An 11,498-nucleotide genomic window follows, 5' to 3' on the forward strand; every position below is an offset into this window, starting at 1 on the left:
CGGGCGGAGGCGAGCCCGGTCAGGGCAGCCGGGTCAGGGCAGCCGGGTCAGGGCCCGGGTGAGGAAGTCACCCAGTGCGGCCGGGGACTCGATGGTCAGGTCGGCGGCGTTGGCCACCTCCTGACCGGTCTCTGGGTTGGCGACGGCCACGCAGACGCCGAAGAAGTCCGGGTCCGCCTCGGCGCGGGCGCGTAGCGCCGCGAACGCCTTGATGTCCGAGACGTCGTCGCCGAAGTACCAGGCGCCGGTGGCGCCCTGGACCACCTCGCCGATCACCATGCCCTTGTCCCGGTCGACGGGCGGCTTGAGCTCCAGCACCATCCGCCCGGCCTGCACCCGCAGCCCCAGCCGGTCGGCCTGCGCCTGACCCCACTGCTGCACGGTCGCGCCGAGCTGCGGCGCGGTACGCCAGTGCAGCGCGACCGAGAGCCGCTTGAACTCGACGAGCGTGCCGGGTGGCAGTTCCGCCCGGGCCAGGTCGGCCAGCTCGGCCATGGTCGGCACCCACGGCAGGGCGGTGGGCTCGGTGACGGTCTCGCCACCGGAGTGGCTGTGCTCCAGCCCGTAGAGACCGTAGAGGTCGACGCCGCTCAGCTCGCCGAGGCGGTCCCGGAGGAACTCCACGGGCCGGGCGGAGACGATCGCGATCCGCTGCACCATTGGGGCCAGCGCCTCGATCGCGGCGAGGGCGTTGGGTGCGGGGCGGACCGCCGTCGGGTCGTCGTCGACGGGCGCGAGTGTGCCGTCGAAGTCGAAGAAGAGCACGGTCCCCGCCGCCCGGCCGGCAGTGAACTGCCATGCCTGATCGGCGTCCAACGGGGTCCTCGGCTGGTGGTTGCCCAGATTCAACGGTGGCACGCGCGTCAGCGTACCCCGGCGTTGAGGGCTCATTCCTGGCCGAGCACCACCGCTCGGCGGCGGGCGATCAGCGTTCGGCGGCTCCCCGTCCGCGGCGTCCGAATGGCACCACCGCAGCGTCCTGCCCGTGGCTGAGCAGGTAGCCCTCCACGAAGCCGGTGTTGCGGTCCCCGGTGCGGGTCTCGATCTCGTTGAGTCGTGCCACCAGGAACTCGGTGAGTGCGCTGATCCGGTCGTTGAGCCGCTCGTGCAGCTCCGCGACGACGGCCAGGATGACCGCCGTGCCGGCGCTGATGAGGGCGAGAAGGTTGACGGGCAGCGGCAGCTGCCCACCGTTGACCGCGAGGGTCACCACGTTGCCGGTCGCCCACAGTGTCATCGACACCGTGGCGACCACGACTGCCCACCACTTCAGGGTCATGGACAGACCCCTCCTTATGTCCCGCAGGGCTGGGTTCGGCCTTGTCCCGTCCCCCCGCCGATGACGAGCCCAAGCAGTACGAGTACGGACGCTAGCGTGCCCGTTCCGACCCCGGAGCGAAACGAATGAACCTGACCAGGCGTTCTTTCGCCATCTGAGGAACTAGCCTGCCTGATTGCCTCTATTTCGGACATCGACCGGCAACGTTGGGCGGTATGCGAGATATCTGATGGTTTCGCGGATGTGGAACTTCTCCGCGTCCGACACGTTCGGGTCGACGAGGCGGCGCAGCAGAGCCTCCACGTCCGGGTCCATCGGTGGGGCCGGCTGGCCGGCGCGCGGGCCGGTCGCGGTGCGGTCCCAGCCGAGCGCGGCGAAGGCGGCGGCGGGGTTCAGGCCCAGGCCCTCGCAGAAGGCGACGACGCGTTCGGCCTCGGGGTCGCTGGCCCAGTCACCGCGGACCCACCGGTTGATGGTCTGCCGGGAGACGCCGGTACGTCGGGACACCTCGGTGCCGCTCCAGGCCCGCGTCGCCCGCGCCTCGTCGAGGGCACGCCGGACGAAGGTGGCGAAGGCGATCTTTCGCGCATTGGCCGTCTCGGTCACCCCGTGACGGTACGACCAGCCTGGTTCGGGCGTACGCCCAGGCACGCTGCTGTCACGCGGACGTGACGGCTCTCTCGGATTCGTGGTAAACGATCCAGCGCCGCTCTGGAGGGGTGTCACCCGGGCAGAATAGATGCCCGTAGTGGCGAATGTAAGAGGACGAAAAGCTGATACTGTCACGCTCATGGGACAATCTACGGTGTGTCACGTGCATGAGACGACTGGTGCTCACATGCGTCACGCCCCCGGTGCCGAGGGGGTGTGGTGACCGAGCTCGCCACCCGAGCCCAGGCCTTCGGGCTGATCGCCGAGGGAGTGGCCGCGGGGCTGAGTGCCCCGTGGCGCCTCTATCTCGCCCGAGGCTGCCGATACCTGTCGCTGAGCGTGGGCGACCGCACCGAGTGGAACGCCTGGCGTACCCACCTCGGCTGCCCCGAGTTGAGCGTCCGCGTCTACGACGCCGGCGGGGAGATTCGCCGCTCCTCCGTCGCCGAGGTCGTGCTGGACGGCTGCCGGATCAGCGTCGAACTGGTCGAGGAGGTCAGCACCGACGACCTGGACCGGCTGCTGGTCGCGGATCCCACCGCCGACCCCACGGCGGCCGAGCCGGAGGAACGATGACGCGGCGTCCGGGCCGGGCCGGGGCCGCCCGATGAGCCCATTCCTCGTGGTCTTCCTCGTCCTGGTGCTCGGTGCCACCAGCTACGCGGCTGGTCGGCTGCACGGGCAGCTCAGCTACCGCATCGGCTACCGCTTCGGCTATCGACAGGGCTACTTCGACGGTGACCGGGGCGCCTGGAACCGGCGCCGACGCGACGCCCAGGCGGCGATCGCCTCCGCCCTGTCGGTCTCCTCGGCGGGGGCCGTCCGCTCCGCCGGCACGGTGGCCCGCCCCGGCACCACGTACACCGGCTCGTCGTTCACGGCGCCGGCCGCCCCCATCACGGGGCGGCACCCGACCGGCACGCTCGTTCGACGGACCGGCTGAGCCGGCCGGCGGGCCGCCCCGGGCGGTCCCGCCGACCGGTGCCGAAAAGCGCGGTGCGTCGTCCGCGGCGGACACGCACCGTCGGGGCCACGTCAGACCGGTGACGGTGGCCCCGGCCGGCCGGGATGCGCGCAGGGGGCATGCATCCCGGCCGGCTCGCCGCGCCCCGCTGCCGGCGGGTGTCGACCTGGCGGCGCGGTGTTCACAGGTCTGTCTCCGGAGATCCACGATCACGGCACTAGCCGGGACGGTCCGCCGCCGCTAGCGTCTAGGCATGGCACGGGGTTCTCCCGAGCCAGCCGGTCCGCCCGGATCTGCGACCTCGCGCACGGGGTTCCGCATCCGACCCCGTGTCCCCGGGCACCGGACGAGGCGGAACACGGGTGGCCGGGTGCCCATCCGTCGGAGCAGGCCTGTGACGACTCGCCGTACCACCGCCGGTGCCGACCAGATCCCGGCCGCGACTGCCACGACCCGCCGTGCCCCCCGGAGCCGCCGTAGCGCGGCAACCGCGCCGGCTGACCCCAAGGAGCCGCGACCAGCGGGCCAGGCTTTCGTTCTGGACACGTCCGTGCTGTTGTCCGACCCGGCGGCGTTCCACCGCTTCGCCGAGCACGAGGTGGTGCTGCCGCTGGTGGTCATCACCGAGCTGGAGGGCAAGCGTCACCACCCGGAGCTGGGCTGGTTCGCCCGGCAGTCGCTGCGCATGCTCGACGAGCTGCGGATCCAGCACGGCCGGCTGGACACGCCGGTACCCGCCAACGACGCCGGTGGCACGCTGCGGGTGGAGTTGAACCACACCGACGACGGGGTGCTGCCCCCCGGGTTCCGCACCGAGAGCAACGACGCCCGGATCCTCTCCGTGGCGCTCAACCTCGCCGCCGAGGGCCGGGACGTCACCCTGGTCAGCAAGGACATGCCGCTGCGGGTCAAGGCCGCCTCGGTGGGTCTGCGCGCCGACGAGTACCGCCACGGCCAGGCCAGCGACCCGACCTGGACCGGCATGTCCGAGCTGGAGTTGGGCGAGGAGCAGATCTCCGCGCTGTACGCCGGCGACACGCTCGACGTCGACGAGGCGGCGGGTCTGCCCTGCCACACCGGCCTGGTGCTGCACTCGACGCGCGGCTCCGCGTTGGGCCGGGTGCTGCCGGACAAGTCCGTCCGGTTGGTCCGGGGCGACCGGGAGGCGTTCGGCCTGCACGGCCGCTCGGCCGAGCAGCGCGTCGCCCTCGACCTGCTGCTCGACGAGACGATCGGGATCGTCTCGCTGGGTGGGCGGGCCGGCACGGGTAAGTCGGCGTTGGCGCTCTGCGCCGGGCTGGAGGCGGTGATGGAGCGTCGCCGGCACAAGAAGGTGATCGTCTTCCGCCCGCTGTACGCCGTCGGCGGCCAGGAGCTGGGCTACCTGCCGGGGTCGGAGTCGGAGAAGATGTCGCCGTGGGCGCAGGCGGTCTTCGACACGCTCGGCGCGGTGGTGCACGAGAACGTGCTGGAGGAGGTCACCTCGCGGGGCATCCTGGAGGTGCTGCCGCTGACCCACATCCGGGGGCGCAGCCTGCACGACGCCTTCGTGATCGTGGACGAGGCCCAGTCGCTGGAGCGTGGCGTGCTGCTGACCGTGCTCTCCCGGATCGGGCAGGGCTCCCGGGTGGTGCTCACCCACGACGTCGCCCAGCGGGACAATCTGCGGGTCGGCCGACATGACGGCGTGACCGCGGTGATCGAGGCGTTGAAGGGCCATCCCCTCTTCGCCCATGTCACGCTCAGCCGGTCGGAGCGGTCGCCGATCGCCGCGATGGTGACCGACCTCTTGGAGGACATCCCACTGTGATGGGGGTTTTGTAGGCTTTCGTCCAGATTTTTGGTGTGGTGCAGATCACAAACAGGCCGGTTGGTTTCCCATCAGCCTCACTGTGCGCGATCGTGTCCCACGAGCGCCCACGCACCACAGGCATCGTTGGTGATCGTTCGTCCAGGCTCTGGACGGCATCGGTGACGGTCGGTGCGTCGGCGCGACCGGCTCACCGGTCGGGGCGCTCACGGCACGGCTGAGGGCCCACCTGGCCTGGCGCCGCGTCGTGTCCTTGCCCCCAACGAAGGGACCACTTCGTGAGTCGGCTGTGGAGCCGGTTGGGCGCCCGTACGGCCGCTGTCGCGCTGCTCTCCGTGGGCGTGGCCGGTGGCTTCTATCTGGGCCAAGACCGGGAAACCCAGCAACAGGGTCTGACCGCGCAGGAGAGCGTCGAGGTCGATCGGATCGACTTCGCCTACCAGCGCGAGCGCCAGGCCAGCCACCAGATCGCGTTCGCCCGGCAGCGGGCCGCCGAGTACCAGGCCAAGCTGCGGGCGGCTCAGGCTGCCAAGGAGGCCGCCGAGCGGGCCCGCCGCGCCGAGGCCGCCGCGGCGTCGCGCAAGCGTGAGCGCGAGGCCGCCGCCAAGGAGGTCACCAAGCCGTACGAGGGGCCGATTCCGGCGTCCTGCGCCGAGTACAGCGGCAACCGCAAGATCGGCTGCGCGCTGATGCTCGAAGCGGGCTTCGGCATCGCCGAGTTCCCCTGCCTGGAGAAGCTCTGGACCAAGGAGAGCGGCTGGAACCACAAGGCCAGCAACTCCTCCTCCGGGGCGTACGGCATCCCGCAGTCGTTGCCGGGCAGCAAGATGGGCTCGGTCGCGGACGACTGGCGGACGAACCCGGCCACCCAGATCAAGTGGGGGCTGGGCTACATCAAGGGCCGGTACAAGACGCCCTGTGGCGCCTGGAGCAACTTCCAGAACAACGGCAACTACTGACGTCGTCGAACGGCGGGGCGGGTGGGCGACCACCCGCCCCGCCGTCGCACGTACGACAGGCAGGCGAGCGGGACGCGAGTGGCGGCCGGCCCTTTTTGCTGATAGCAGTTGGGGGGTGAGCCTGCAGCCGCCAAGCGGCGACCCCTACCGGTTCGGCACCGAGGCGTTCTACGCCGCGCTCGGCCGGGCCTTCGTCGCCATGTGCGCGGTGGTCCCGTTCCTCTTCCTCATCGAGGCCGTCGACCAGGGGCTCGCGTTCGGCCTGGACGCGACCGCCGGCATCATTCCGCACCGCATCGACGGCCTGGACGGCGTCTTCTTCTCGCCGTTCCTGCATCACGGCTTCGACCACCTCTACAGCAACAGCATCCCGCTGATCCTGTTGGGCACCTTCGTGCTGGCCGCCGGCGCCCGCCGGTTCCTCTGGTCGACCCTGATCATCATCCTGGTCAGCGGGCTCGGGGTCTGGTTCACCGGCTCGCCCAACTCGGTGGTGGTCGGCGCCAGCGGGGTGATCTTCGGTTACCTGGGCATCCTGCTCACCCGGGGCATCGTCGAACGCAGTTGGTGGAACTTCGCCGTCTTCCTGCTCGTCGGTCTGCTCTACGGCTGGCAACTGGTCGGCATCCTCCCCACCGACGAGCGGATCTCCTGGCAGGGCCACCTGTTCGGGCTGCTCGGAGGCGTGGTGGCGGCGATCCTGTTCCGCCGTCGCCGCCCGGCCGTGGACGGCCCGGACTACTCGGGCTCCCCCCTCAGCCTGCCCTGACCTGCTCCCCGGCACGCCCCTGGGACATGCTTGCCCGACCGCTGTGCCCCGCCTACCGTCGAGATCAGCACGCGTTGATCCGTGAGCGGAAAGCGACGGTACGCCATGCGCGAGGTCGATGTCGCCGTGATCGGGGCCGGTCCAGCCGGCCTCTTCGCCGCGTACTACGCCGGGTTCCGAGGGTTGTCCGTGGCGGTGATCGACGCGCTTCCGGAGCCGGGCGGCCAGGTCACCGCCATGTATCCGGAGAAGTTGATCCTCGACGTGGCCGGCTTTCCCGCCGTGAAGGGCCGCGACCTGGTCGCCAACCTGGTCGCCCAGGCGGCGCCGTTCGGCCCGCAGTACCTGCTCGGCACGAGGGCCGAGAAGCTGTCGTACGCCGATGACCGGCCCGTGCTCGGCCTGGCCGGCGGCGAGCAGCTCGCCTGCGGCGCGGTAGTGGTCACCGGCGGGCTCGGCAGCTTCAGCCCACGGCCGCTGCCCTGCGCCGACGGCGCTCCCGGCGCCGGCATCGTCTACTTCGTCACCGACCCGGCCGAGCTGACCGACAGGGACGTGCTCATCGTGGGCGGCGGCGACTCGGCCTTCGACTGGGCGCTGGCCCTGCAACCGCTGGCCCGCTCGGTGACCCTGGTGCACCGGCGGGAGAAGTTCCGGGCGCACGCCTCGACTGTCGCCCGGGTGTTGTCGCTGCCAGTGCGGGTGGTGGTCAACGCCGAGGTAACCCGCCTGATCGGCGATGCCACGGTGACGGGCGCCGAGGTGACCGTGCGCGGGGGCGCGGCCGAGACCCTTCCGGTGGACACTGTCGTCGCCGCCCTCGGCTTCACCGCCGACCTGGGCCCGCTCGCCGAGTGGGGCCTCCAGCTGGACCGCCGGCACATCCTGGTGGACAGCGCCATGGCGACGAACCTGCCCCGGGTCTTCGCGGCCGGCGACATCACCGAGTACCCGGGCAAGGTGCGGCTCATCGCCACCGGCTTCGGCGAGGCCGCGACGGCGGTCAACAACGCGGCGGTGGCCATCGACCCGGCCGCCCACCTGTTCCCCGGGCACTCCTCCGACGCCGGCTGACCGTCGGTATCGGACACACACCGCCGCGTGTCCGGACCGAGACGCGCCGGGCCGATCCTGAGGGGATGACGGGGCCCGAGACATCGCGTGACGGCGCTCCCACGACACTGTCGTGGCTCTGCCACCCGGCCACCGTGGTGGCCCTGGTGGTGCTGGTGGTCAACGACCGCATGCTGAAGGCGGCGTTTCCCGGCCTGCTCACCGGCAAGCTGAGTGACGTCGCGGGTCTGGTGCTCGCGCCGCCGCTGGTGGCGGTGCTGCTCACGCTGCTCGCGCCGCGCCTGCCGGCCCGGGCGGCCGCGCTGGTCGGCCTGGTCGCGGTGGGCGCCGGGTTCGCGCTGGTGAAATCCAGTGGGTACGCCGCTGAGCTGGCCTCCTCGGCCTGGACCGCGCTGGCCGGGCCGTCACTGGTACGAGCCGACCGGACCGATCTGCTCACCCTGCCGGCGCTCGGCCTGGCCTGGTGGAGTTGGACCCGGGCCCGGCGGCGACCGGTGCGTCAGCGCGCGGCCCGGCTGGTGCGGCTGCTGGTCGTGCTGCCGCCGGCGGTGCTGGCGGTGGCCGCCACCAGCGCTGTCCACTACCCGTACGCGCTCGGCACCACGACGCTCGACGGCCGCCCGGCGATCTCGATCGGCTCCGGCTTTCAGGATCCGTACATGCCGGACAAGCCGGCCGACGGCCGTTGGCGGGTCAGCGAGGACGGCGCGACCACCTGGCGAGAGTCCACCGACAACGAGGAGGCCCGGCTGGACGGTCTGGACTCCCCGCGCCAGCAGGCGTGTGCGCCGGACGACCCGCGACGCTGCTACCGGGTGGCCGCCGGGCACCTGCGGGTGGAGCAGAGCGACGACGCCGGCATGACCTGGCAGGTTTCCTGGGAGGTGGCGGACGCCCGGCGTGACGAGTTGGCCCGCCGGTACGACGACCCGGGTGACTTTCGCCGGCACTTCTCATCTCGCGAACTCGTCGTCTACCCGCACGCCGGGGGCGGCCACGAGGTGCTGGTCGCCAACGGCCGGGACGGATTCGTACGCCGCCTGTCGGACGGCGGGTGGCGGCGCGAGGGCTTTCTCAGCCTAAAGTCGTACATGGCTGACACGCCCGAACTGCCCGACGTGTACGACGGCGGGCGGGTCCAGCGCGCGATCGACGTGTGGCTCGCGCTCGCGCTCGCGTTGCTGCTCGGCTGCGCGGTCACCGTGGTCGCCGGTCATCTGGCGATCCGACGTGGTGGCGGCGGTCGCGGTTGGGGGATCGCCGGGGCCCTCACGCTCCTGCTGGCCGGGCTCGTGTTGAACGCTTCCTGGTCCCAGGTCTACGGCACCGGCGTGGTCACCGTGCTGGTCGTCGTGCCATTGGGCGCAGTGGCGGTGGCGGTGCTGCTGCTCGTACCGTGGCTCGGCCCCGCACCCGGCCGTTGGGTGCTGTGGACCGTGGGCTGCTTTCTGCTCACGATGGTCCTGGCCGGGCTGCCGATGGTCGGCTGGCTCAACGGGACCCCGGAACAGACCTGGGTCGCGGTCCCGCTGGCCCTGCTGGCCACCGTGCCGGGACTGCTGCTGGCCGTCCGGCTCGCCAGCCTGGCCGACCCGACCCGCGAGGAGAACCGGCGCGACACGCCGCCCTACCCGCCGTACCAACCCCTGCCGCCACGAGTGCCGCTGCGCTGACGGTCAGCGGCGGGCCGGTGGTGCCAGCGCGGCGATCAGCACCGCCACCATGGTCAGCGCGGCCCCGAGCAGGGTGTTCACGCCAGGGTGTGAGGCCGCCGTGGGCAGCACCAGGTCCAGCAGGACCGCCCCCACGATCTGACCGGCGATGGTGGCCAGGCCGAGCAGCAGCACACCGGTGAACCGCACGATCGCTGCGGCGATGGCGATGAACACGATGCCGATCGGGCCGCCCAGGTAGAGCCACGGCTCGCTCGGCAGGTGGCCGGTCGGCCACCCTCGTACGGCGACGTCGATCGCGAACGCGACGAGCAGGGTGGCCGTGCCGACGGCGAAGTTGACGAGCGTGGCGGTCAACGCGCTGCCGGCAGCCGCCCGGACCCGCCCGTTGACCGCCTGCTGCCAGGCCGTGCCCACCCCGGCGACCAGGGGCAGGAGGGCCAGCGCCAGCGCGCCCGGAGCACTGAGCCGGTCGCCGACCGCCAGGCCGACCGCCAGCACGGTGAGGACCGCGCCGGCCAGCCGTTGCCGGGTGACCGGCTGCCGGCCGGTCGGCCCGATGCCGGCGCGGTCCACGGCGAGGCTGCTGCCGGACTGTCCGGCGACCACGGCCACGGTGAAGACCGCCACGCCCAACGTGCCGATGGTGAGGCCCTGGGAGGCCACCAGGAACGCGCCGCACATCCCGCCCAGGCACTGCCACGGTCGCAGCGCGCCCGCCGCGAGGGCACGACGCAGCGCGACCAGCCCCCGTCGCCCGCCGGGCGTGGCGGGCACCAGCACCAGCAGCACCACCAGACCCAGCCCGAACGAGACCACCGCGGCGGCGAACCCGTCGGCCAGGCGTACGCCCAGCTCGCCGTTGATCCGGGACTGCACCGCCACCGCGACTCCGGAGAACGACGCCAACGCGACACCGGCGATCCGGCGGGTCGCGGAGAGGGCCTGCGGCGTCGCGGCGTCGGTGGCGATCACTCCTGCTCGGCCAGCGGACGACCGTCGAAGTCGACAGCGGAGTAGAGCGCCAGCTTCTCCAGCCGGTGGTACGAGTCGATCACCCGGATGGTGCCGCTCTTGGAGCGCATCACGATCGACTGGGTGTACGCGCCGCCGGCCCGGTACCGCACCCCGCGCAGCAGGTCCCCGGAGGTGACCCCGGTCGCCACGAAGAAGCAGTTGTCCCCGGTGACCAGATCGTCGGTGCCGAGCACCCGGTCCAGGTCGTGCCCGGCGGCGAGCGCCTTCTCCCGCTCCTCGTCGTCGCGCGGCCACAGCTTGGCCTGCATCGCCCCGCCCATGCACTTCAGCGCGCAGGCCGAGATGATGCCCTCGGGGGTGCCGCCGATGCCCATCAGCACGTCGACGTCCGACTCGCCGCGGGCCGCCGCGATGGAGCCGGCGATGTCGCCGTCGGAGATGAACCGGATGCCCGCCCCGGTCCGGCGGATCTGGCTGACCAGGTCGTCGTGGCGGCTGCGGTCCAGCACGCAGACCGTCACCTCGGACACATCGGTGCCCTTGACCTTGGCGATCCGGCGCACGTTCTCGGCCACCCCGGCGTTGATGTCGATCACATCCGCGTACGCGGGACCGACGGCGAGCTTCTCCATGTAGAAGACCGCGCTCGGGTCGAACATGGCACCCCGCTCGGAGACGGCGAGCACCGCCACCGCGTTCGGCATGCCCTTGCTCATCAGGGTGGTGCCGTCGACCGGGTCGACCGCGACGTCCACCTCGGGGCCGGTGCCGTCGCCGACGTGTTCGCCGTTGAAGAGCATCGGGGCGTTGTCCTTCTCGCCCTCGCCGATCACCACGACGCCGCGCATCTGGATGGAGTTGATCAGCTTGCGCATGGCGTCGACGGCGGCGCCGTCGCCGCCCTCCTTGTCGCCCCGGCCGACCCAGCGGCCGGCTGCCATCGCTGCGGCCTCGGTGACCCGGACCAGGTCGAGGGCCAGGTTACGGTCGAGATCCTGTGGGATCCGCGTCCTGGTGTTCGTCATGACGGCTGCTCCTCCTCGCGACGGTGCGGGGACGGCCGGCGGCGGAGCGGTCCCGCGCCAGCTTTGTCGCTGATCCTCACACGATGGCCGACCGGGCGTCGGCGCGGGGCGGTGATGGGCCGGATACCGCCGGTCGGGCGGCTGCGAAGATAGCAGGGTGGAACCCGCACAGCCCGCCGCGACCGGGCCGACGACGCCGGGCACCGGCGAACCGGCCCTCGTCGCCGGTGAGTCGTCTCCGGCTGCCGACGAGCCGGCCCTCGTCGCCGGTGAGCGGGCGCCGGCTGCTGGTGAGCCGTCGCCGGACCCGTCGCCG

The 11,498-nt window shown here is 72.0% G+C and carries 12 protein-coding genes; 7 read left to right on the forward strand and 5 right to left on the reverse strand.

Annotated features, from left to right (window positions below; translation table 11 throughout):
- Nucleotides 1-33: 33 nt before the first annotated feature.
- The 3 genes from otsB to B0E54_RS27450 form a co-directional block, all read right to left on the reverse strand.
- A complete protein-coding gene (gene otsB, locus B0E54_RS27440; protein WP_234589122.1) occupies nucleotides 34-858 on the reverse strand; it encodes a trehalose-phosphatase in 825 nt (274 codons plus the stop codon).
- 67 nt (nucleotides 859-925) lie between these two features.
- The gene (locus B0E54_RS27445) at nucleotides 926-1,279 is read right to left on the reverse strand and encodes a hypothetical protein (protein ID WP_234589124.1); all 354 of its coding nucleotides are present in this window, start codon (nucleotides 1,277-1,279) and stop codon (nucleotides 926-928) included.
- 162 nt (nucleotides 1,280-1,441) lie between these two features.
- Nucleotides 1,442-1,885 (reverse strand): XRE family transcriptional regulator, encoded by a 444-nt coding sequence (locus B0E54_RS27450; RefSeq protein WP_204943358.1) that lies wholly within the window; start codon nucleotides 1,883-1,885, stop codon nucleotides 1,442-1,444.
- Nucleotides 1,886-2,149: 264 nt separating this feature from the next.
- Here B0E54_RS27450 and B0E54_RS27455 point away from each other — a divergent pair, with 264 nt between their 5' ends.
- The 7 genes from B0E54_RS27455 to B0E54_RS27485 all read left to right on the forward strand — a co-directional run bounded on the left by B0E54_RS27455 (nucleotide 2,150) and on the right by B0E54_RS27485 (nucleotide 9,179).
- On the forward strand, nucleotides 2,150-2,506 hold the full coding sequence (locus tag B0E54_RS27455) for a hypothetical protein (protein ID WP_234589126.1): 357 nt from the start codon (nucleotides 2,150-2,152) through the stop codon (nucleotides 2,504-2,506).
- A gap of 31 nt (nucleotides 2,507-2,537) precedes the next feature.
- A complete protein-coding gene (locus tag B0E54_RS27460; protein ID WP_007455629.1) occupies nucleotides 2,538-2,873 on the forward strand; it encodes a hypothetical protein in 336 nt (111 codons plus the stop codon).
- A gap of 415 nt (nucleotides 2,874-3,288) precedes the next feature.
- Entirely contained in the window at nucleotides 3,289-4,704 is a 1,416-nt protein-coding gene (locus B0E54_RS27465) for a PhoH family protein (RefSeq protein ID WP_234589129.1), read from the forward strand.
- 278 nt (nucleotides 4,705-4,982) lie between these two features.
- Entirely contained in the window at nucleotides 4,983-5,663 is a 681-nt protein-coding gene (locus B0E54_RS27470) for a lytic transglycosylase domain-containing protein (protein WP_234589131.1), read from the forward strand.
- 115 nt (nucleotides 5,664-5,778) lie between these two features.
- Nucleotides 5,779-6,432 carry a rhomboid family intramembrane serine protease gene (locus tag B0E54_RS27475; protein ID WP_234589133.1) on the forward strand — a complete coding sequence of 218 codons (654 nt, stop codon included), beginning with the start codon at nucleotides 5,779-5,781 and terminating at the stop codon, nucleotides 6,430-6,432.
- 105 nt (nucleotides 6,433-6,537) lie between these two features.
- Nucleotides 6,538-7,506, forward strand: coding sequence for an NAD(P)/FAD-dependent oxidoreductase (locus tag B0E54_RS27480; RefSeq protein ID WP_234589141.1), 969 nt, complete (start codon nucleotides 6,538-6,540; stop codon nucleotides 7,504-7,506).
- 65 nt (nucleotides 7,507-7,571) lie between these two features.
- A complete protein-coding gene (locus tag B0E54_RS27485) occupies nucleotides 7,572-9,179 on the forward strand; it encodes a hypothetical protein (protein WP_234589135.1) in 1,608 nt (535 codons plus the stop codon).
- 3 nt (nucleotides 9,180-9,182) lie between these two features.
- Here the strand turns inward: B0E54_RS27485 and B0E54_RS27490 are convergent, their stop codons facing one another.
- The gene (locus tag B0E54_RS27490) at nucleotides 9,183-10,154 is read right to left on the reverse strand and encodes a DMT family transporter (RefSeq protein WP_234589137.1); all 972 of its coding nucleotides are present in this window, start codon (nucleotides 10,152-10,154) and stop codon (nucleotides 9,183-9,185) included.
- Nucleotides 10,151-11,182 (reverse strand): class II fructose-bisphosphatase, encoded by a 1,032-nt coding sequence (gene glpX, locus B0E54_RS27495; RefSeq protein ID WP_234589139.1) that lies wholly within the window; start codon nucleotides 11,180-11,182, stop codon nucleotides 10,151-10,153. Before glpX ends, B0E54_RS27490 begins: the two co-directional genes overlap by 4 nt.
- Nucleotides 11,183-11,498 lie beyond the last annotated feature (316 nt).

It is taken from the genome of Micromonospora sp. MH99, from assembly GCF_021442385.1.
Classification (GTDB): domain Bacteria; phylum Actinomycetota; class Actinomycetes; order Mycobacteriales; family Micromonosporaceae; genus Micromonospora.